Annotated in this window: 18 protein-coding genes; 3 read left to right on the top strand and 15 right to left on the bottom strand. The window is 58.4% G+C overall.

Translation table 11 applies throughout. The features are described from left to right. Positions 1 to 56: 56 nt before the first annotated feature. The 7 genes from C0039_RS17205 to rluD form a co-directional block, all read right to left on the bottom strand. Positions 57 to 491, bottom strand: coding sequence for a hypothetical protein (locus C0039_RS17205; protein ID WP_133126042.1), 435 nt, complete (start codon positions 489 to 491; stop codon positions 57 to 59). Between the two features lie 59 nt (positions 492 to 550). Next, complete coding sequence (locus C0039_RS17200; RefSeq protein WP_165787173.1) at positions 551 to 1,675, bottom strand: PilW family protein; 1,125 nt, start codon at positions 1,673 to 1,675, stop codon at positions 551 to 553. An 11-nt stretch (positions 1,676 to 1,686) separates the two neighbouring features. Then, positions 1,687 to 2,283 (bottom strand): PilV family protein, encoded by a 597-nt coding sequence (locus C0039_RS17195; RefSeq protein ID WP_207796478.1) that lies wholly within the window; start codon positions 2,281 to 2,283, stop codon positions 1,687 to 1,689. Next, complete coding sequence (locus C0039_RS21425) at positions 2,283 to 2,702, bottom strand: type IV pilin protein (protein ID WP_279304939.1); 420 nt, start codon at positions 2,700 to 2,702, stop codon at positions 2,283 to 2,285. The genes C0039_RS17195 and C0039_RS21425 overlap by 1 nt, the downstream gene beginning before the upstream one ends. A 226-nt stretch (positions 2,703 to 2,928) precedes the next feature. Continuing rightward, complete coding sequence (gene clpB / locus C0039_RS17185; protein WP_101518773.1) at positions 2,929 to 5,499, bottom strand: ATP-dependent chaperone ClpB; 2,571 nt, start codon at positions 5,497 to 5,499, stop codon at positions 2,929 to 2,931. A 95-nt stretch (positions 5,500 to 5,594) separates the two neighbouring features. After that, on the bottom strand, positions 5,595 to 6,344 hold the full coding sequence (gene pgeF / locus C0039_RS17180) for a peptidoglycan editing factor PgeF (RefSeq protein WP_075998678.1): 750 nt from the start codon (positions 6,342 to 6,344) through the stop codon (positions 5,595 to 5,597). After that, entirely contained in the window at positions 6,325 to 7,305 is a 981-nt protein-coding gene (gene rluD, locus C0039_RS17175) for a 23S rRNA pseudouridine(1911/1915/1917) synthase RluD (RefSeq protein ID WP_101518772.1), read from the bottom strand. The genes pgeF and rluD overlap by 20 nt, the downstream gene beginning before the upstream one ends. A gap of 101 nt (positions 7,306 to 7,406) precedes the next feature. Between rluD and C0039_RS17170 the strand changes: the two genes are divergently transcribed. Beyond that, positions 7,407 to 8,276: an outer membrane protein assembly factor BamD gene (locus C0039_RS17170; protein WP_232334859.1), complete on the top strand. Its 870-nt coding sequence runs from the start codon at positions 7,407 to 7,409 to the stop codon at positions 8,274 to 8,276. Between the two features lie 55 nt (positions 8,277 to 8,331). On the opposite strand, the gene C0039_RS17165 is transcribed toward C0039_RS17170, so the two are convergent. Beyond that, on the bottom strand, positions 8,332 to 9,963 hold the full coding sequence (locus tag C0039_RS17165; protein WP_101518771.1) for an NAD+ synthase: 1,632 nt from the start codon (positions 9,961 to 9,963) through the stop codon (positions 8,332 to 8,334). Between the two features lie 167 nt (positions 9,964 to 10,130). Between C0039_RS17165 and C0039_RS17160 the strand changes: the two genes are divergently transcribed. Both C0039_RS17160 and C0039_RS17155 read left to right on the top strand, forming a co-directional pair. Beyond that, the gene (locus C0039_RS17160; protein WP_243391648.1) at positions 10,131 to 11,747 is read left to right on the top strand and encodes a sensor histidine kinase; all 1,617 of its coding nucleotides are present in this window, start codon (positions 10,131 to 10,133) and stop codon (positions 11,745 to 11,747) included. Then, positions 11,748 to 13,127: a sigma-54-dependent transcriptional regulator gene (locus C0039_RS17155; RefSeq protein ID WP_101518770.1), complete on the top strand. Its 1,380-nt coding sequence runs from the start codon at positions 11,748 to 11,750 to the stop codon at positions 13,125 to 13,127. A 3-nt stretch (positions 13,128 to 13,130) separates the two neighbouring features. Here C0039_RS17155 and C0039_RS17150 read toward each other — a convergent pair whose 3' ends face one another. From C0039_RS17150 to murJ, 7 genes are all read right to left on the bottom strand, one after another. Continuing rightward, on the bottom strand, positions 13,131 to 13,697 hold the full coding sequence (locus C0039_RS17150; RefSeq protein ID WP_101518777.1) for a GspH/FimT family pseudopilin: 567 nt from the start codon (positions 13,695 to 13,697) through the stop codon (positions 13,131 to 13,133). A gap of 104 nt (positions 13,698 to 13,801) precedes the next feature. Continuing rightward, the gene (gene ispH, locus C0039_RS17145) at positions 13,802 to 14,752 is read right to left on the bottom strand and encodes a 4-hydroxy-3-methylbut-2-enyl diphosphate reductase (RefSeq protein WP_075998684.1); all 951 of its coding nucleotides are present in this window, start codon (positions 14,750 to 14,752) and stop codon (positions 13,802 to 13,804) included. After that, positions 14,752 to 15,207, bottom strand: a complete 456-nt coding sequence (locus C0039_RS17140; RefSeq protein ID WP_101518769.1) for an FKBP-type peptidyl-prolyl cis-trans isomerase — start codon at positions 15,205 to 15,207, stop codon at positions 14,752 to 14,754. Before C0039_RS17140 ends, ispH begins: the two co-directional genes overlap by 1 nt. Further along, the gene (gene lspA, locus C0039_RS17135) at positions 15,200 to 15,712 is read right to left on the bottom strand and encodes a signal peptidase II (protein ID WP_101518768.1); all 513 of its coding nucleotides are present in this window, start codon (positions 15,710 to 15,712) and stop codon (positions 15,200 to 15,202) included. Before lspA ends, C0039_RS17140 begins: the two co-directional genes overlap by 8 nt. Next, positions 15,681 to 18,485, bottom strand: a complete 2,805-nt coding sequence (gene ileS, locus C0039_RS17130) for an isoleucine--tRNA ligase (protein WP_101518767.1) — start codon at positions 18,483 to 18,485, stop codon at positions 15,681 to 15,683. The genes lspA and ileS overlap by 32 nt, the downstream gene beginning before the upstream one ends. Next, on the bottom strand, positions 18,482 to 19,432 hold the full coding sequence (gene ribF / locus C0039_RS17125; protein ID WP_075998688.1) for a bifunctional riboflavin kinase/FAD synthetase: 951 nt from the start codon (positions 19,430 to 19,432) through the stop codon (positions 18,482 to 18,484). Before ribF ends, ileS begins: the two co-directional genes overlap by 4 nt. Positions 19,433 to 19,545: 113 nt before the next feature. After that, positions 19,546 to 21,138, bottom strand: coding sequence for a murein biosynthesis integral membrane protein MurJ (murJ, locus tag C0039_RS17120; protein ID WP_075998689.1), 1,593 nt, complete (start codon positions 21,136 to 21,138; stop codon positions 19,546 to 19,548). Between the last annotated feature and the right edge of the window lie 10 nt (positions 21,139 to 21,148).

Below are 21,148 nucleotides of genomic sequence, written 5' to 3'. Positions count from 1 at the left end.
CCCATCATTTCCCTCTACCTCCGCTAGTCTGCTCGTCGCACCTTCATTGGCTGCTATCAATGACACAGCGCATTCTTTTCCGCTTCCGTTAACACGTAGCGCCTGGCGTGCAAGACCTTTACCCGGGCACCTGTGGCCTCATCAATTGCCAGGGCGTTGATTTCCCAGCGTGTATTCCAGGCCCCGGCGGCAGAGAAGCCTTCCAGGGTCACACTACTGGCGGACGCACTGCTTGCCCGCCTGGCACGGACACACTTCGGAGGAGGCACTTCAACCACGTAATCGATGACCTCATCGAGGTTAATGTCCACGTGGGCGACCGTGCCACCATCAAACTCCGCAGTACCGGGCTCGCCACTGATGAATTCTTCTATTACTTTTTCTGCAGCAGCCACAGATCCAGTCCGTGCCTGCACGTTACCGACCGCCATCAGGTTGATGCTGCTTAACTTAAAGGCGATGGCCACCAGGAGCGTTGTAAGCAGCAGCATGATTACTGCAACAAACAGCGTGATAACGCCTCGGCTATTTCGCCTTGTATGCGCCGGAATCACTGTGTTTCCCTCCTGAGAGCCACGTTGTGAATGCCCACTGTGGAAGAAAACACATGACGCTTGTACGCATCGTTGAACGGCCCGATGCTGAGGTCGCCCATTTCGTATATCTTGGTATCGCGATATCCGGCCGTGGGCAGTTCGGCACGAACCAGCAGGTGGAGCCTGACGGCAGACGTGTTCATGAGATCATCAGTAGTACACGGCTGGGCCTCGCTGCAGTAGACGAACGGGCCATCGGGAACGCCGTCTCCGCGATTGATCGGTACTACTCCGGATAGCTGCTCCTGCCAAAGGGGCGCAAGGGTATAATCTGTCAATGCACCCGTCCTGCTGCGGTTATCGACCCCCAAACCTACACGCAGACGCTCCACCCCCGGCACCATCTCTTGTGCAGTCAGCTGTCGGGGCTCTCCGGATGAGTAGCCGAACGCTGAGCGGTAAAGCGCCGGGACTCCCCAGCTGTTGTCGCGAATGAAGTAAATATTCTGGGAAAAACGCCTTGCAGGCGCCGGTGAAGAGCAGTCCATCTCCGTCAGCGGCAGCCTATCAGGGTCAAGCGCGTAGAGTTGCCCTGAAGCCAGTTCGCTGGCGCAATTTGAGGCCTGGAAATAGAGTCCCGACGAGGACTTGTCTGCGCAGCTTTCGGTGGTGATAGAACAAATATCTGCGTGGCGAATGATCAGCACATCCGTTGCAGCGTCAACCGATTCGGCCCCAAGCAAGGTGTTGCAGCCTGCTCCGGGAGAGGCTCTGTGCAGTTGCAGTGGCAACCCCAGCAAAGCGGGAACATGTCCTGGCGTAGCCTGCCAGTCGATAAAAGCCAGACAGGGATCAGGGAGAGCGGTCGGCACATCCAGAGGCTGGCCAGTCCAGGTGAGGTCGTCGAAAGTAGGGATATACCCACCCCAGTAGCCCGCATGACTGATGTCTTCACGCAGTCGATCCATGGCAAAACGCCCGCGCTCCATCAGGTCGTTGGTATTGGCCATTTCCCGGTTGAGCTTTGCCGTATCAACTAACAACTGCGTCAACCAGGCAACAATAACCATGCCCAGAGCGGAGGCAATCATTAGCTCAACGAGGCTGAATCCGGATTGTGCCGCGCGCGGCTTTTTCATGACAGGCCCGATCATGAGTCGCCCAGTTCTGCGATGTGAATACGCGTGGAAACATAGCGACGACAGCTATCAGGCTTGAGCGCGCATGCAGAGCCCGCGGGCTGATCGTACTGACCCTTGCCGCAGCGTATCTCGCCAGGCGGCGCGGACAGCGGCACAGCTCCCTGCCAAACGACTGTAAGCAGGTATTCCTCTCCTGCCACCTCGTCCAGTGCCTCCACACAACCCCTGCCGGCGATCAGCGCACCGGCCGCATGACCGGCATACACCTCAGCGCTGCCCTGCAAACCCTGGCACCACTGGGCTCTATCTCGTCCAGCAAGAGCGGGCGCAGCCAGCGGATCACTACAAGCATCTACTCCCAGGCCGCGTATCGGATTGGTGAGATAGTCGCCAGCGGCCTGCCGATTGCTGCGCATACGCTCGACGAGGTCACCAAGGAGCAACAGGGCCTGGGTGCGCTGGTAGGCCTCCTGTTCCGATACCTGTAAGCGTGTATGCAGGTCGAGCATAGCCCACATGCCGATTGCTACCACTACCAGTGTCACCAGCAACTCAATCATCAACGCACCAGTCTGTGCGAACGACTGGACATCCTTTGATTTCACTAGCGCCACCACTTGTTGCTGAACTCGGAGCTGTAATTACCCTGACCGTCCAACTGCAACCAGCCGTCGCTTTGTTGTGACCCGACAGGCACCAGGCGCAACGCATACGTGGGAACCAGACCGGTCCCGACAGTGAGGCGGGATTGATAGTACCTGGCGACCGCAGGGTCTGGTGTATAGCCGGCAGCGGCAAGCGCAGCTGCGTCCAGGTACTGACGGTTGGCGAGCAGGTACTGTTGCTGCAGGTTGGCTACTGTGAGCATTTCGGCCTGCGCCGCAGCACGGTTGGCGCGTAGTGATTGTTGCTGATAGGCAGGTAGTGCAACCGCCATCAAAACAGCCATGATAGCCACCACGATCATCAATTCGATCAGGGAAAAGCCGAGACTGGCCTTGTCGTTGTGTTTGAGGGTGAGCAAAGCGTCCTTTCCAGGCTTCCCCATGGGTTACCTGACAGTATGCTCAAGGTTCTTTCATTTCACCGCACGGTGGCGGTTTTTGACTGAAAAGGCGCTGCCAAACCGCATTTTTTCACCACAGCAGCTGGGCAAGGCTGCGTGAAAGCAGCCGCGGAAAGCGCTCACCTGCAAGGTATTCTGCAGGCGTCAGACGCCAAAGAAAAAGGCCCCGAAGGGCCTTTGAGGATCAGCTTGCTATGAAACTTGCCGACTCGCCATCCCAGTCGACAACTATTGTCTGCCCGGGATTGAACTCGCTGGCGAGAATACGCTGTGCCAGCGGGTTTTCCAGTTCCTGCTGAATCGCCCGCTTCAGCGGCCGCGCGCCGTAGACCGGGTCGAACCCGGCTGTGACCAGGTGATCCATGAAGACCTCGGAGATCTCCAGCGACAACTCTTTTTCCGCCAGTCGCTTCTGCAGTCCCTGCAGCTGTATCTCGGCGATACCGCGGATCTGGCTTTGTTGCAGCGGATGGAACACCACGGACTCATCCACCCGGTTGATAAACTCGGGGCGGAAATGCAGTCCGACCTGTTCCATCACTGCTGCCTTGATCGCGTCGTAGTTCTCATCTCCGGCCATCTCCTGTATACGGTCCGAGCCAAGGTTGGATGTCATCACAATCACCGTGTTGCGGAAGTCGACGGTGCGACCCTGGCCATCGGTCAGGCGACCATCTTCCAGCACCTGCAGCAGGATATTGAACACATCCGGGTGTGCCTTTTCTACCTCGTCAAGGAGCAGCAAAGAATAGGGGCGACGACGAACCGCCTCGGTCAGATAGCCACCCTCCTCATAACCCACGTAGCCCGGGGGCGCCCCGATCAGGCGGGCGACCGAGTGCTTCTCCATGAATTCAGACATGTCGACGCGCACCATGGCCTGCTCGGAATCAAACAGGAATTCTGCCAGCGCCTTGCACAGCTCGGTCTTACCGACACCGGTGGGGCCCAGGAACAGGAAAGACCCGTTGGGCCGATTCGGATCGGACAAGCCAGCGCGCGAACGGCGCACTGCGTTTGACACCGCGACCACTGCCTCGTCCTGTCCGACGACGCGCGCATGCAGCGAGTCCTCCATACGCAGCAATTTTTCCCGGTCGCCTTCCAGCATCTTGGATATAGGAATACCCGTCCAGCGGGAAACCACCTCGGCCACCTCTTCCTCTGTAACCTTGTTGCGCAGCAGGGTGCGCTCGACAGTCTCAGCTTCCTGAGCCTGTTCAAGCTGTTTTTCCAGTTCCGGAATCTGCCCGTACTGCAGCTCTGACATACGCGTCAGGTCACCGGCGCGGCGCGCCGCCTCCAGTTCCAGCTTGACTTGCTCCAGGTCAGACTTGATCTGCGCGCTACCTTCCAGGGATGCCTTCTCCGCCTTCCAGATTTCCTCCAGATCAGAGAACTCACGCTCGACGCTCTCAATTTGCTCATCCAGCAACTTCACCTGCGCTTTAGCAGAGTCGTCTTTCCTCACCGCCTCGCGCTCAATCTTCAATTGAATGAGGCGGCGTTCAAGCTTGTCCATGGCCTCCGGCTTGGAGTCGATCTCCATGCGAATGCGACTGGCGGCCTCGTCCACCAGGTCGATGGCCTTGTCCGGCAGCTGGCGGTCCGTGATGTAGCGCTGCGAGAGCTTGGCCGCGGCAATAATGGCGCTGTCGGTGATATCCACACCGTGGTGCACCTCATAGCGCTCTTTCAGGCCACGAAGAATGGCAATGGTGTCCTCTTCATTGGGCTCGTCGACCAACACCTTCTGGAACCGGCGCTCCAGGGCAGCGTCTTTTTCCACGTACTGACGGTACTCATCCAGTGTAGTTGCGCCAACACAGTGCAGTTCTCCGCGGGCCAGGGCCGGCTTGAGCATATTGCCCGCATCCATAGAGCCCTCTGCCTTGCCTGCGCCGACCATGGTATGCAGCTCATCGACAAACAGGATGATGCGACCTTCCTCCTTGGAGAGTTCATTGAGCACCGCCTTCAGGCGTTCCTCGAACTCGCCGCGGAACTTCGCCCCCGCCAGCAGTGAACCGAGGTCCAGGGATAGAATACGCTTGTTTTTCAGACCTTCGGGCACCTCGCCATTGATCACCCGCTGCGCCAGACCTTCGATAATTGCAGTCTTACCCACGCCGGGTTCACCGATCAATACCGGGTTGTTCTTGGTGCGTCGTTGCAGCACCTGGATAGTGCGACGAATTTCATCATCGCGACCGATCACCGGGTCCAGCTTGCCCTGCTCAGCACGCTCAGTGAGGTCAATGGTGTACTTCTCCAGCGCCTGGCGTGACTCCTCCGCTTCCGGGTTGTCGACGGCATCCCCGCCGCGTACCTGGTCAATAGCGCTCTTCAGAGCAATCGGTGTCACACCGCATTCCTTGAGTAGCTCACCTGCCCTGTTCTTGCTTTCCAGCATCGCCAGCAACACCAGCTCGCTGGAGATATAAGTGTCTCCACCCTGTTGGGCGAGTTTATCGGTAACATTGAGGATGCGTGTCAGGTCCTGGGAGACGTGTACATCACCCCCGGTGCCACTGACTGTCGGCAACGCATCAATTGCGCCCTGCACCTCACCCCGCAGCGTTACCACATCGGCACCGGCTTTCTGCAACAGCGGTCGCGCAGAGCCCCCTTGCTGCTCAAGTAAGGCGCCCAGCAGGTGTACCGGCTCAATAAAATTGTGATCCTTACCTAACGCCAGGGACTGGGCATCAGCCAGGGCCGACTGCAATTGATTCGTCAGTTTGTCCATTCTCATAAGTTACTCTCCTCGCCTCCCGAATTGCGCTTCAGGCAGGTCACATTTTGCTATGGGGGTAATATGAGGCCACTTGCCGCTATTTCAAGGCAAATTCAGCGCGGGTTGATCAGGATCAAACTGGCCATGCGGCCGGTCTTGCCGTCCCTTCGGTAGGAGAAGAACTGTGAGGGTTGCCGAAAAGTACAGAATTCGCCACCGTCTATGCGCAGCAGGCCCCGGGCCAGCAGTCTTTGCCGGGCAAGGGCATAGAGGTCTGCCTGGTAGTGGCCTTGTCGGGCGCTGGGAACAAACGCTGATGAATCCGCCGCGGCCGACAGGAACGACTCGCGCACTTCCGGACCCACTTCAAAGGCACCGGGCCCGATTGCCGGCCCCAGCCAGGCCTGTAACTGGCCCGGGGCGACATTCATCGCTGCAATGGTTTCCTCTAGCACGCCGGCAAGCAAACCCCGCCATCCCGCATGTGCGGCAGCGACCACCCTGCCGTCGACGCTGGCAAACAGTACAGGCATACAATCCGCGGTCATCACCGTGCAGGCCACCCCCGGTTGCGCAGACCAGCAGGCATCAGCCCGCGGGCTGCCCGAACCGGTTGCCTCAATAACCGAGACTCCGTGAACCTGCTCCAACCACTGGATGCGAGTACCCCCGGGTAACGAGGACTGTACGACGGCGCGATTCCTGGCCACAGTCACCGGATCATCTCCAACATGATCACCCAGGTTCAAGCTGTCCCACGGTGCGCTGCTATAGCCACCTGAGCGCGTGGTAGTGAAGGCGGTTATGCCGGGTAAAGACCAGGCCGGGGTGTACCAGGCCGGATTAATACAAGGCGCTGTCATTGCTGACTACCGGGTCTTCACGCTCAAGCACATCAAGCAGGCCCAGCAGGTCGTCAGGTAATGGACAATCAAACTGCATTTCCTCGCCCGTATCCGGGTGAATCAGTCCCAGCCCCTGCGCATGCAGGGCCTGCCGGGGAAAACTCCGCAACGCGGCCACCAGTTCGTCGGAAGCACCTTTGGGAATGCGCGGCCGCCCGCCGTAGAGCGGGTCGCCCACCAGCGGATAGTGCTTGTGCGCCATGTGCACACGGATCTGGTGGGTGCGACCTGTCTCCAGGTTCACGGTAATACAGGTGTGATGACCAAAACGCTTGCGGATCCGATAATGGGTAATCGCGGGCTTGCCGCCGGCGGCCAACACCGACATCTTCTTGCGTTGCCTGGGGTGACGGCCCATGGGCTCATCCACGGTACCTCCACCGGTCATGACGCCAATACAAACAGCACAGTATTCGCGCTTGACGGTGCGAGCCTGCAGCTGCTCAACCAGGTCGTAATGGGCCGGAAGACTCTTGGCGGCTACCATGATGCCCGAAGTATCCATGTCCAGCCGGTGCACAATACCGCCGCGGGGCAACTGTCCCATTTCGGGTGCGTGCGCCAGAAGCGCGTTGACCAGGGTACCATCGGCATGACCGGCAGCGGGATGAACCACCAGCCCCGGCGGCTTATCCAATACCAGGATATGCTCGTCTTCGTAAATTATTTCGAGCTCGATATCCTGGGGCTGCCAACTCACTGCCTGCTCGACCCTGGCGGCCACCGTCAACAGGTCACCGACACGCACCTTGTCGCGAGGACGGACCTGCTTGCCATCTACCAGCAACTCACCCTTTTTGATCCAGGCCTGCAGACGTGACCTTGAGTAATCCGGGAACAATTTCGCCGCCACCTGGTCCAGGCGCTCGTTGTCCATGTCCGCGGGCACCTCAGCCTGCTTTTCGATACTCTCGCTCATCATTTTTCCTGTTTATGCGCCTGCCCGGCTGTGGTTAAATAGCCGCCTTAAAGCTGGCGTGCATGGTAGCACGGCGGCAGCCCAGCACTGGTGAGATAATTTTGAAGTACGCCCTCATTTTCCTGCTCAGCATGGCCCTTGTCGGTTGCTCGAGTAACGATGAATTACCGGATGTCACCGCCGATACCGGCGAGCAACAAATTTACGAACAGGCCCAGCGCTACCTGCGCTCCAATAACTGGGACCTGGCCGTGCGCAGCCTGCAATTACTGGAGTCGCGCTATCCTTTTGGCAAATATGCCGAGCAGGCCCAACTGGAATTGATCTACGCGCATTACAACGGCTATGAACAGGAAGCGGCGGTGGAAGCCGCCGACCGCTTCATCCGCCTGCATCCCAGCCACCCCAATGTCGACTATGCCTACTACCTCAAGGGTTTGGCAGCCCACTCCGCCAACGAAGACCTGTTTTCACGCTTCCTGCCAACCGATGAGGCAGAGCGCGATACCAGTCAGGCGAGGGAGGCCTTCGCCGAGTTCAACCAGCTGGTGACGCGTTTTCCTGACAGCCCCTACTCGCCCGATGCCCGCGCGCGCATGCTACATCTGCGCAATTTGCTGGCCAGGCACGAAATTCTGGTCGCCAACTATTATTTCCGCCGCGGCGCCTACCTCGCTGCGGCAAACCGCGGTCGCTATGTAGTAGAGAACTTCCAGCGCACACCAGCCGTGGCCGACGGTCTCGCCGTCATGGCGCAGGGCTATATTCTGCTGGGCCTCGATGACCTGGCTGAAGATGCCATCGCAACCCTGGCGCTGAACTACCCGGACCACCCGAACCTGGACAAAAACGGCGAGTTCAAAAGTGTCTATACTCTCGACGGACTGCAGCGTAACTGGATCAACAAGGCCAGCTTCGGCCTGTTTTTCCCGCCTACACCACCGCAGTTTGATACGCGGCCCAAGCTTTAGTCCACATTTACGGCTTACCGGCCCGCACTCGACAAAAAATAAGAGCGAGTAAGCGTTAGTCTCCTATCCGCCACCCGGACGTAATCGGATACCGCCGGTCACGCCCGAAACCGCGCTTGGTAATACGCACCCCGATCGGCGCCTGACGTCGTTTGTACTCATTGATGTCGACCAGACGCAGCACCCGCTGCACCTGATCACGATCCATCCCCGCCGCAATAATCGCCTCAGCACTCATGTCCTGCTCCACGTACATCTCCAGAATCTGGTCGAGTACATCATAGGGAGGCAGACTGTCCTCGTCCTTCTGGTCTGGCGCCAGTTCAGCGGAGGGCGGCCGGTCGATCACCCGCTGGGGAATGCAGGGGCCCAGTGTATTGCGATAGCGGCATAGATCAAACACCAGCGTCTTGGGCACATCCTTTAGCACGTCGAAACCACCCGCCATATCGCCATACAGCGTGGAATAGCCCACCGCCATCTCGCTTTTATTACCCGTGGTCAACACCAGGCTGCCCTTCTTATTGGAAATCGACATCAGCAGTACGCCGCGACAGCGCGCCTGCAGGTTCTCCTCGGTCGTATCAGGGGTAGTCCCGGCGAACTCCTCCGCCAGGCTCTGCATAAAGGCCTCGTAAATGGGTTCGATGGAAATCACCTTGTGGCTGACACCAAGAATGTCAGACTGCTCGGCGGCATCCTCAACGCTCATCTGCGACGTATAGCGAAAAGGCATCATCACCGCCTCGACTCGCTCAGGCCCCAATGCGTCCACTGCGACCGCCAGGGTGAGTGCTGAATCTATACCTCCGGAAAGGCCCAACACCACGCCATTGAAATGGTTTTTGTTCACGTAATCGCGCACGCCCAGCACCAGTGCCCGCCAGGTGGCTTCCATCTCATCCAGCGGCGGGAACACTTTGAGGCCCGCAAAGGGGGCGGCCTTGTCCTGTGCCTGGTAGTGCAGCCAGTATTCACCCTCCTCAAAGTTGGGCGCAGCAGCGGCAACTTCTCCAGCGGCAGTCACGGCAAAGGAACCACCGTCGAATACCAGCTCATCCTGGCCGCCGACCTGATTCACGTAAACGATTGGAAAGCCGGCCCCGCGGGCGCGCTCCGCGACCCGCTCCCAGCGCTCGTTGCGCTTACCCCGGTGATAAGGGGATGAATTGAGATTGAGTAGCAATTCAGCACCGGCCGCTGCGGTGTCGGCGGTCGGCCCGGCTTCCCAGATGTCCTCGCAAATGCTCAGGCCCACCTTCACACCCTGGATATCGATAACGCAAGGCCCTGAGCCTGTTGAAAAATAACGCTTCTCGTCGAATACCTGGTAGTTAGGCAGGCGCTGCTTACGGTATTCGGCAACGATTTCGCCACGATGCACTACTCCGGCCACGTTGTAGAGAGCACCTGCCTCTGTCCGGGGGTATCCGATTACCGCCCAGGCGTCGCCCTTGAGCTGAGCGCAGAGCGTTTGCAGTGACTGCTTAACCCGCAACTCGATACTGGGCCGCAACAGCAGGTCCTCCGGGGGGTAGCCGCTGAGGGTGAGCTCCGGGAAAACAATGACCGGTGAGCTGTGCTCCGCCTCGGCACGTTTGACGATATCTACAACCCGCTGCGTGTTGCCCTCGAAGTCGCCCACCAGGGTGTTGATCTGGGCCATCAGAATATTCAGGCTTGCCATACTGCTGCTCGGAATCAGGAGTGAATCGGGGAGCGCTATTTTCCGCAAAAGTCGCGCTATAAGCCAGCCCGAAAACAGATATGCCTGTTACACTAGTACCTGGCTGGCACTGCCATAATAAACAGGCTATACGCCACAGAGACATTAATAACAGGCTGAAGGCCCTCGTGAACCGCCCAGCAATCCTTACCAGACCGGTCGCCGTCAGCGGCCAACAGAACCAGGCCCTGTTCAGAATCTACGTGGCCTACCGCTCGCTGCTGTCGGTAGTATTATTGATCATGCTGGTCAGCCCCAACACTCGCCAGCTGGTTGGGGTACTACACCCCACGCTCTATGTCTCGGTCGCCCTGCTTCACCTGGCCACCAGTATTCCCCTGGTGGGCTTCCTGTCGCGTCGTTTAAACCAGCGCCTCATGCTGGTCGTCTTTGCACTTGATATTGTCAGTATCACCCTGATGTCACACGCCAGCGGCGGTGTTGTTTCAGGTTTGCCCGTGCTGCTGATCATCACTGTCTCCGCCAGCGCGGTGCTGATAACCAACCGGACCCTGGCGACGTTGATCGCCGCCTTGAGCGCCCTGGCCTTGCTCGGTGATACCGTTTACCTGATATTGCAGGGCGAACAAAGCCTTCCCGCGCTGTTCCCGGCAGGTTTGCTCGGGGCGCTGATCTTTATTGTCTCAATCATGGTACAGGCGGTGGCCCAGCGCCTGGGGCGCGCTGAGGAGCTGGCACGCAACCGTGCCAGCGACCTCTACGATCTGCAGCGCCTGAATGAGCAGATCGTGCAGCACATGGATACGGGCATTCTGTTGGTGGATGGCAACAGCGTGGTACGAGTAATGAACAAGGCCGCCTCGACCCTGCTGGTACCAGAGCGCCCGGTCATCATGGAACAGGGTCGTGATTTGGCGGAGTACTGCCCTGAGCTGTCTCGCCAGTTCCAACACTGGAAGGAAACCGGGCTGCACAAGGCCAAGCCCTTTCACGTCACCGAAGATTCAGTGCCCATCATCGCACACTTCCGCGAGCTACAACCCAGCAGCCAGCGCGACAGCCTGGTGTTCGTCGAGGATTATTCGCCGGTGACCCAGTATGCACAATCACTCAAGCTCACATCTCTGGGCCGACTCACCGCCAGTATCGCCCATGAGATACGCAACCCGCTGGGTGCGATCAGCCACGCAGCGCAGTTACTGCAGGAGTCAACGGAGCTCACGCCCGGAGACAAGCGCATGGCAGAGATCATCCAGAGTCATTCCGGGCGGGTAAACCAGATCGTTGAAAGCGTGATGCAGATCTCACGTCGTGAGCCACCCAAACCAGAGTATATCGACCTGCAGCAGTGGCTCACGGATTTCGTGAAACACTACCTGCAAGGACTGCATGCTCCCGCCGATATCACCGTGGACTGCCAGTACAGCGACCTGCTGGTGGAATTTGACCCGGAAAACCTGCAGAGAGTCCTGACCAACCTTCTCGATAACGCGCTGCGCCACAGCAGCATTGCCACGGGCCACCAGACCGCAAGAATAGAAGTTGATATGGACTTTATCGGCCACCAGACCCTGGTCAATATCATCGACAATGGTCCGGGCATTCCGGTAGCTGACCAGAGCAAACTCTTCGAGCCCTTTTTCACTACCGTGGCGGAGGGAAGCGGCATGGGCTTGTACCTGTGCAAGGAATTGTGTGAAATCAACAATGCCGGACTCAGCTATCGCCCCACAGACAAGGGCGAGAGCTGCTTCCGTATTTCCCTCAGCCAACGAGCATCCTAAATGGCAGCACAGCGCGTTCTCATCGTAGACGATGAACCTGATATCCGAGAGCTACTCGACATTACCCTCAGTCGCATGGGCCTGGAGACGTTCAGCGCGGCAAACCTGACCGAGGCCAGGAATATGGTGTCTGACATAGTGCCCGACCTGTGCCTGACCGATATGCGCCTACCCGATGGTAATGGCATCAGCCTGGTGGAATACATACAGCAGGAACACGCACATATCCCAGTGGCCATGATTACCGCACACGGCAGTGTCGAGACAGCGATATCGGCACTGAAGGCCGGTGCCTTCGACTTTATCAGCAAACCCATCGAGCTGGAGACACTACGCAAACTGGTCAGTACGGCACTGCAGCTGGAAGGCGATATCAGCCGGCTGGACAAGGCGGTGGTACAGGACCTGATTGGCGAGGCCCCTGCCATCCAGAAGCTGCGCAGCCAGATCACCAAACTCGCCCGCAGTCAGGCACCGGTTCACATTTGCGGCGAATCCGGCAGCGGTAAGGAAGTGGTCGCTCGCCTGATTCATAACAACGGCCCGCGGGCGCCGGGTAACTTCATCGCTGTTAATTGTGGCGCCATTCCACCGGACCTGATGGAGAGCGAGCTTTTTGGTCACCTCAAGGGGAGTTTCACTGGCGCGACATCGGACAAACCCGGACTGTTTCAGGCCGCCGCAGGGGGCACCCTGTTCCTGGACGAAGTCGCCGATCTGCCACTGGTGATGCAGGTTAAACTGTTGCGCGCAATTCAGGAAAAGGCTGTACGCCCGGTGGGTGGCAGCGAGGAGGTGCCCACAGACGTGCGCTTGCTCAGTGCCACACACAAGGACCTCGCAGCGGAGGTCGAGGCGGGACGCTTCCGAGATGATCTCTATTACCGGATAAACGTGATTGACCTGCAGGTCCCCAGCCTGCGCGAACGCGCCGAAGACCTGCCCATGCTTGCCAGGGCGTTGCTGAAACGGATCGCACGGGAGCACGGCAATGAACAGGCGGCACTGGATGATTCGGCCATAGAGGCCCTTAGCGGTTACAGTTTCCCGGGGAACGTTCGCGAACTGGAAAACATCCTTGAGCGCTCGTTGGCTTTGGCAGACAGTGGCGCCATCACGGCCGACGACCTGCAGTTCTCGACCATGAAGCCGCGCAACCCGGCGGCCAGGACGCGCAAGTCTGACCGGGATGGAGCCAGCACCTGGTCTGTCGAAGAGGCATATGGCGACCTGCAGGGATACCTGGATGACATGGAACGCCAGATCCTGAGCAAGGCATTGGAAGAGTCACGTTGGAACAAGACCGCCACAGCCAAGCTGCTGGGTATCAGTTTTCGCAGTCTGCGTTACCGCCTGAAGAAGTTGCAGCTGGATGACTGAGACTCAGTCTTCGGCGCGCTGACACCGACCCCACCCCCGGGCGAGTCGAGGCCGACCCACAATATTCATTACCACGCTCCATGACGTGATCTCTGGCATACCCCCGGAGCAAACCATCAGCGTGAGATTACGTCGTGACGACCCGTCCGGCTGAAATTTTATCTTCTCATCCGCTGCCCGGGTGGCGACCCGGTTCGTCACAAGCAGGTCCGACGCCAGCGCTTGCCCCCTGTCTACGATCTCTTCTCCCCCACTCAGCTCACCATCGCGATCATTGTCCTGAAAGACAATCCAACCCTGGGCATAAACACCACCGCATTCGACTTCGCCTGCAGCAGACAAGCCTGCGGGGCACATCACCACCTGGCGGTTGCGCTTGATCGCTTCGCTGCGCGTGAGCACAATATCGCCCATCAGACGCGTGGCCTCTGTGCGTATACGCGAGGCTTCAAGGAGTCGACTAAAGGCGGGCGCTGAAAGTGCGCCGACCAGCACCACGATAACCATCACTGACATCAATTCTATCAGTGTGAAACCCGGCTGCGCGGCGCGCACACCTGCCATTGCCATAATCACCTCCCTGAACGCCAAGCATAGCTGGAGGAAGAGTGATTGCCAGAATCCGGCTATATAGGATATGACTTGCCTGGTTAAGACGTCAGCAAGCGGCTCAGCTAGAGGTTCTTGGCCTCGATACGCAGTTCACGGGGCAGTGAAAAAGTGACGTTCTCCGGCCTGCCCTCCACTTCCACCGGGGCTTGTGCGCCCAGATCACGCAGACCATCAATAACTTCCTGTACCAGTACCTCAGGGGCTGACGCACCGGCAGTCACGCCAATTCGCTGCTTACCCTTGAGCCACGCAGGATCAATGTCTTCGGCCCCATCGAGCAAATGCGCCTCAGCGCCCATACGCTCGGCTAATTCACGCAGGCGATTGGAATTGGAAGAATTGGGCGAGCCCACTACAAGCACCAGGTCGCAGCGCGCAGCCAGCTGCTTGACCGCGTCCTGCCGGTTCTGCGTGGCGTAGCAGATATCGTCCTTGCGTGGCCCTTGGATTTCCGGGAAACGGGCGCGCAGCGCATCGATGACCTTTGCAGTATCGTCCACAGACAGTGTTGTCTGGGTGACGTAGGAGAGTCGCTCCGGCCGCTTGACCTGCAGGCTGGAGGCCTGCTGCTCATCTTCTACAAGGTAAATTTTACCACCGGCGCTATGATCATACTGGCCCATGGTGCCTTCTACCTCAGGGTGGCCGGCGTGACCAATGAGGACACACTCACGGCCCTCGGTACTAAAACTGGCCACTTCCATATGTACCTTGGTCACCAGCGGGCAGGTTGCGTCAAACACCTGCAAATGGCGCCTCTGCGCTTCACTACGTACAGCCTGGGAAACGCCGTGCGCGCTGAAAATAACAATGCAATCGTCGGGCACTTCCTCCAGTTCATCGACAAACACTGCCCCGCGCGACCGCAGGTCATCGACAACAAACTTGTTGTGTACCACCTCGTGGCGAACGTAGATCGGGGCACCAAACACTTCCAGCGCACGATTAACAATATCGATGGCCCGGTCGACGCCAGCGCAAAAACCCCGGGGGTTGGCCAGTTGGATCTCCATCAGTGCAGCTCCGCCGGCTCGACCCGGTGTATCAGCACGTCAAACATTACAGTCCGGCCCGCCAGCGGATGATTGAAATCGACGGTGACCTCGTCATCGTCGAACGCAATCACCATGCCCGGCAGCTCGCCCCCCGCAGCATCGGCAAAGGAAAACACCAGGCCAATTTCCAGCTCTGCATCCTCATCAAACTGATCACGTTGCATACGCTGAACGTTGTTTTCGTTGGGCTGGCCAAACGCATCCTCAGGCAGCACTTCAAACATCTGCCTGTCGCCGGCAACCATACCGAACAAACGACGCTCAAAGCCTGGTAGCAGTGAGCCATCGCCAATACTGAAGTCTACCGGGTCCCCGCCAAAGTTTGTGTCGACTTCGGAGCCATCTTCCAGGCTGACGGAAAAGTTGAGGAACACGCGGGTCCCCTCGGATACAGGTACATTGAATTCAGTCATCGTTTTTTTCCCGATGGACAAAGCTGTCCAGCAACATACATCCCGCACCGACGGTTATAGCCGAGTCCGCCAGATTGAAAGCGGGAAAATACCAACCCCGATAGTGTACCGAAATGAAGTCCACCACGTAGCCCAAAACCACCCTGTCCCAGAGATTGCCTATTGCCCCGCCCAGTATAAGGGAGAGACTGAGTATGAGCAGCCACTGTCCTCGCGGCGCAATAAACAGCCAGATGGTCAGCGCGCCGCTGATCACAACTGCAATACCGGTAAAGAACCAGCGCTGCCAACCTCCGGCATCGCTGAGGAAACTGAACGCGGCGCCGGTATTGTATTGCAGGGTAAGGTTGAACCAGGAGAACACCTGTACCGGACGACCGTAGTCAAGGGAGGCACTGGCCAGGCCCTTGGTGTATTGGTCAAGCAACACCAGCACTAACGCCAGCAAATACCAGCGCCATGCGTGGACACCGTTACGCAAAACGACGCCGTTCGCCATCGCCATAAACATTCTCCACGCAGCGCCCGCAAAGCGTGGAATGGCCTTCTACCTGGCCCACATCTTCGCGCCTGTGCCAGCAGCGTTCGCACTTCTCTGCCTCAGATACCCTTACCGTCAGGCGCAGGCCGGGCACTTCGGTCACGGCGGCGTCCGCTGGGGCATCGGCCAGAGGCAGAATTTGAGCGGCAGAAGTAATCAGCACAAAGCGCAGCTCATCTTCCAGCGCCTGCAGTCCGGCCTGCAGTTCGGCGTCAGCAAATAGCGTCACCTCTGCGTCCAGGGAACCACGCAACTCGCCTGCGGCTCTCAGGTTTTCCATCTCCCGATTCACCGCGGTACGCACAGCCATCATCTGCTGCCAGTAGTCACGGCCCATGACGTCGTCCCCGGCTACCGACTGTAGATCAGCGTACCACTGCTCCAGGAAAACCGAATCGCCCCGCTCTCCCGGCAGGTTTTCCCATATTTCCTCAGCGGTGAAGCTCAGGATGGGGGCCACCCAACGCACCATGGCCTCCGCAATATGGTACATGGCGGTTTGCGCACTGCGACGGGCGATGGAATCGGCGCGGGTGGTGTACTGGCGATCCTTGATCACATCCAGGTAAAAGCCACCGAGGTCACCCGCGCAGAAATGATGCAGCTTCTGGTAGACCAGGTGGAACTGATAGTCGGCATAGTCCGCTGCAAGATCACCCTGCAGCCCGGCGGCGCGATCCACTGCCCAACGATCAAGGGACAGCATCTCATCGAAGGGTAAAGCATCGGTCACCGGGTCAAACCCATTGAGGTTTGACAGTAGAAAACGCACCGTATTGCGGATGCGCCGGTAAGCGTCAGCAGTGCGCTTGAAGATCTCATCGGAGCAGGTCAACTCGCCGCGATAGTCAGTGGCGGCCACCCAGAGGCGAAGGATATCGGCGCCCAAATCGTTCATCACCGTTTTCGGTGCGATGATATTACCGATGGACTTGGACATCTTGCGGCCGTCGCTATCCACTGTGAAACCATGGGTCAGCACCCTGCGATAGGGTGCAGCATTGTCCATGGCCACGCCCGTCAACAACGAAGACTGAAACCAGCCGCGATGCTGGTCTGAACCCTCCAGGTACATATCTGCGGGTTTTTGTAGCGCCTCCCGACGCTCCAGAACACAGGAATGGGTGACACCGGAGTCGAACCAGACATCCAGCGTGTCGGTGACTTTGTCATAATGCTGCGCCTCATCACCCAGTAATTCAGCAGGGTCCAGGTCGAACCAGGCATCAATACCGCTGGTTTCCATGCGCTGGGCAACCTGCTCCATCAATCCCGCTGTGTCGGGATGCAACTCGCCTGTGCTTTTGTGCACAAACAGGGCAATAGGCGAGCCCCAGGTGCGCTGCCGGGAGATACACCAGTCGGGACGTTCGCGAAGCATACTCTGGATACGCGCCTGCCCCCACTCGGGTAACCACTGCACCTGGTCTACTTCCTTGAGTGCTTTCTCCAGCAGGCCGTTCTGCTGCATGCTCACAAACCACTGGGGAGTTGCCCGGAAGATGATTGGCGTCTTATGGCGCCAGCAATGGGGATAGGAGTGCTCATAGTCCTCGTGGTGCAGCAGGACGCCGCGTTCCTGCAGCAGTTCGCATATGGCCTGGTTAGCCTTCAGCACATGCTGGCCACCAAACAGTTCAGTCTCGGGCAGGTATACACCGTTCGCGCCTACCGGGTTGTATACCTCCAGTCCGTACTGCTGGCCGACAACGAAGTCATCCTGACCATGGGCGGGGGCGGTGTGCACGGCACCAGTGCCAGCATCAGTGGTGACATGCTCGCCCAGGACAACAGGCACCTGCCTGTCCAGGTAGGGGTGCTGCAGCAGTTGGTTTTCCAGTGCCCGCCCACGACAACGGCCGAGCACGCTTACACCGTCCAGACCATAACGCCGCGCGCAGTCCTCGGCCAGATCGGCAGCGACAACCAGCGCCCTTTGCTGACCTGCAATCAGCACATACTCAAGATCAGGATGCACGCTGACTCCCATGCTCGCCGGCAGCGTCCAGGGAGTGGTGGTCCATATTGGCACCGCTATCTCGCCCTCGCAGGCAGTGTCGAAAACTGCATTGATCGCTGCAGGATCCGCTGCTATGTAGGCAACATCGATCGCCGGGGACTGTTTATCCTTGTACTCCACTTCCGCTTCTGCCAGTGCAGAACCGCAATCCATGCACCAGTGCACTGGTTTGAAGCCCTTGTGCAGGTGTCCGTTGCTGATAATGCGTGAAAGTGACCTCACAATATCTGCTTCAAACTTGAAATCCATGGTCAGGTAAGGATTGAACCATTCGCCAAAGACGCCCATGCGAATAAAGTCCTTGCGCTGCCCATCCACCTGTCGGGCAGCGTAATCCCGGCACTTCTGACGGAATTCTGCCGCGGAGACCTTTGCGCCAGGCTTACCAACTTTCTTCTCAACGTTGAGCTCAATAGGCAGACCATGACAATCCCAGCCGGGGACGTAAGGGGCGTCAAAACCGTCAAGAGAACGGGACTTGACGATAATATCCTTGAGCACTTTGTTAACCGCATGGCCCAGGTGCAGGTCACCATTGGCGTAAGGGGGGCCATCGTGAAGAATGAATTTCGGTCGCCCCTTTGACGCCTCGCGGATTCGCGAGTACAGGTCCATCTCCTGCCACTGCTTGAGTCGCTGGGGCTCTCGCTGGGCCAGACTGGCCTTCATGGGAAATGCCGTTTTAGGCAGGTTCAGTGTGTCTTTGTATTCGCTCATATCGTCTGCTGTGCCGGGTTCTGCGCGAACCAGGTTCTGGTGAGTTCAATATCTCGTGCTATGTTCATTTTGAGTTCTTCTATAGAGGCAAACTTCTTTTCCTCTCTTAACTTGTGCAGAAAACTAACCTCAATGTGCTGGCCATAAAGCTCAATTTCGCGATCGATCAGGTGCACCTCAAGATTGGCCTTGATACTGTCATCGACAGTGGGTCTTACACCCACGTTGGCCACGCCCTGCGCATCCTTCAGTCCCGCGCCGCGCACCCTCACCGCATAGACACCTGCTAACGGCGCGCGCAAGCGGCGCAATTGCAGGTTGGCGGTCGGTGTGCCTATGGTCTGTCCCAGTTGCCGACCGTAAATCACCTTGCCGGAGATGCTGTAGGGCCTGCCAAGCATCTGCTCTGCTCGTTGGAACTGGGCAGCCTCAAGCGCCTCACGGATGCGCGTGCTGCTGACCCGCTCCCCCTGCCAGGTCTGAGTCGGCGTAGGGCCAGCGCCGTAGCCAAAATGCTCGCCGTGTTCCTGGATATAGCGCAGGTCGCCCTGGCGATCATTGCCGAAGCGGAAGTCATCGCCCAGCACGACATGCCTCACGCCCAGGCCAGTAACAAACACCTGGTCTACAAACTGTTTTGCTGAGAGCGCCCGAAAGGCCTCGTTAAAACGAATACGTAACAGGCGGTCAACCCCCAGGTCCCGCATCGCCACAAACTTCTCCCGGAAGCTCATTATGCGCGCCGGTGCCTGTATCGGTGAGAAGTACTCACGAGGCAATGGCTCAAACACGATCACCACACTGGGCAGATCAAGCTCGGTCGCCTTTTCCCGCAGGTGATTGATCACCGCCTGATGACCCAGATGCACCCCGTCAAAGGCACCAATCGTGGCCACGCAACCGCGGTGTCTGGGCCGCAAATTGTGCAGGCCGCGAATCAGCTCCATGAGATGAGGATTTGCTCGAATCAATCAAACGCTGGAGTATAGCGAATGCGCCGACCACCGGAAACGTACAATTTGACCACTGCCGGAGGTCGCAGCCACGGGCAGTGCTCCTGCTAGACCGCTCCCGGCGCCCGCAAGTGGCGCAAGCGGGTACCCATGGCAAGGTGCGATAAAAGGTAGGCCAGTGCCCCTGCCCCACAGACCAGCGCGATTTCCAGCGCCCTGCGCTGCCAGCCCCATTCCAGCCAAAGCGCCTGATCTTTGGACAGTAACAGTACCGGGACAGACATCGCCGCCGTGCTCACCAACAACCGCAGTGAGTATCCCCCCCAGCCAGGCTGCCAGCTATACACACCCTGCCTGATCAACCCACGTAACAACAGGCCCGCGTTGAGCCAGGCCGACGCGCTGGTTGCCAGCGCCAGACCCAGGTGTCCTACATTGAAGTACCACAGTAGCGGCAGCACGAAGGCGAGATTCATCACCATGTTGGCCGCCATGGCGATGATGCCTATCTTCACGGGCGTAGCCGTATCCTGGCGGGCATAGTAGCCAGGCGCCAGCACCTTGATCAGCATAAAGGCCACCAGCCCCAGGCTGTAGGCGCGCAAGCTCAACGAGGCCATCTCCACGTCCCGGGGCGTCAGCGCACCGTATTGGAACAGCGTTATAAGGATGGGCTTGGCCAGCAACACCAGTGCCAGCGCCGCAGGTACGCCAATCAGCAGCACTGAGCGCATAGCCCAGTCCAGGGTGAAGGCAAACTGTTCCTCCCTGGCGGCGGCTCGATGGGCGGAGAGGTTGGGCAGGATAACCGTCGCGATAGCGATACCAAATACGCCCAGTGGCAGCTCTGCCAGGCGATCAGAATAGTACAGCCATGATACGCTGCCGGTTGGCAGGAAAGAGGCCAGCACTGTATCCAGCAGCAGGTTGATCTGGCTGACCGACACACCGAAAAGCGCTGGCACCATAAGCTTCAAAATACGCCTCACGCCCTCGTGATGCACGTCAAAGACCGGTCTGGGCACCAGGTCCAGACGGTAAAGCGATGGCAATTGGAAAAGAAGCTGGATGATCCCTGCAAAAAAGACGCCCCAGGCCAGGGCAAAAACCGGCTCCGCAAACCAGGGCGATGCAACAGTGGCAGCGAAGATAAGTGACAAATTCAGGAATACGGGCGTGAACGCCGGCACGGCGAAGCGTCCATAGCTGTTGAGTATGGCCCCGCAGAGGCCCGTCATGGAGATGAGCAGAAGGTAGGGAAAGGTAATGCGAATCATGTCAGCAGTGATCTGGAACTTCTCAGGCTGGCTGATGAACCCGGGGGCAAAAATAGTGGCAACAATTGGCGAGGCCATGACGGTGACCACAGTAAGCAACAACAGGGTCCCCCCAAGCACGCCAGCGACCCGGTCAACCAGTCCTTTCACCGCCGCCAGTGCGTTCTCTTCCTTGTAATCGGCCAGCACCGGCACGAACGCCTGGGAAAAAGCACCCTCGGCAAACAGGCGGCGCAAAAAATTAGGTATCTTAAAGGCGACAAAGAAGGCGTCTGCATTGGCACTGGCGCCCACAAATGCGGCGATCACAATGTCACGCAGCAGGCCCAGTACACGCGAAATCATGGTCATACTGCCGACCAGGGCGCTGGAACGTAACAGGCCGGGTCTGGCTTTTTCGGGAGCTTCGGGAGTCTCTGTCATGAGGGGCTCA

The organism is Pseudohalioglobus lutimaris (assembly GCF_002866825.1).
Lineage (GTDB): Bacteria > Pseudomonadota > Gammaproteobacteria > Pseudomonadales > Halieaceae > Halioglobus > Halioglobus lutimaris.
The sequence above is the reverse complement of the archived record's forward strand: the minus strand, read 5'-3'. Positions and strand labels throughout refer to the sequence as shown.

What these genes read in the sequence shown, in the direction of transcription:
- C0039_RS17205 (WP_133126042.1), bottom strand. Translation starts at nt 491, where the DNA reads ATGCTGCTGCTTACAACGCTCCTGGTGGCCATCGCCTTTAAGTTAAGC.
- C0039_RS17200 (WP_165787173.1), bottom strand. Translation starts at nt 1,675, where the DNA reads ATGAAAAAGCCGCGCGCGGCACAATCCGGATTCAGCCTCGTTGAGCTA.
- clpB (WP_101518773.1), bottom strand. Translation starts at nt 5,499, where the DNA reads ATGAGAATGGACAAACTGACGAATCAATTGCAGTCGGCCCTGGCTGAT.
- pgeF (WP_075998678.1), bottom strand. Translation starts at nt 6,344, where the DNA reads ATGACAGCGCCTTGTATTAATCCGGCCTGGTACACCCCGGCCTGGTCT.
- rluD (WP_101518772.1), bottom strand. Translation starts at nt 7,305, where the DNA reads ATGAGCGAGAGTATCGAAAAGCAGGCTGAGGTGCCCGCGGACATGGAC.
- C0039_RS17165 (WP_101518771.1), bottom strand. Translation starts at nt 9,963, where the DNA reads ATGGCAAGCCTGAATATTCTGATGGCCCAGATCAACACCCTGGTGGGC.
- C0039_RS17155 (WP_101518770.1), top strand. Translation starts at nt 11,748, where the DNA reads ATGGCAGCACAGCGCGTTCTCATCGTAGACGATGAACCTGATATCCGA.
- C0039_RS17150 (WP_101518777.1), bottom strand. Translation starts at nt 13,697, where the DNA reads ATGGCAATGGCAGGTGTGCGCGCCGCGCAGCCGGGTTTCACACTGATA.
- ispH (WP_075998684.1), bottom strand. Translation starts at nt 14,752, where the DNA reads ATGGAGATCCAACTGGCCAACCCCCGGGGTTTTTGCGCTGGCGTCGAC.
- C0039_RS17140 (WP_101518769.1), bottom strand. Translation starts at nt 15,207, where the DNA reads ATGACTGAATTCAATGTACCTGTATCCGAGGGGACCCGCGTGTTCCTC.
- lspA (WP_101518768.1), bottom strand. Translation starts at nt 15,712, where the DNA reads ATGGCGATGGCGAACGGCGTCGTTTTGCGTAACGGTGTCCACGCATGG.
- ileS (WP_101518767.1), bottom strand. Translation starts at nt 18,485, where the DNA reads ATGAGCGAATACAAAGACACACTGAACCTGCCTAAAACGGCATTTCCC.
- ribF (WP_075998688.1), bottom strand. Translation starts at nt 19,432, where the DNA reads ATGGAGCTGATTCGCGGCCTGCACAATTTGCGGCCCAGACACCGCGGT.
- murJ (WP_075998689.1), bottom strand. Translation starts at nt 21,138, where the DNA reads ATGACAGAGACTCCCGAAGCTCCCGAAAAAGCCAGACCCGGCCTGTTA.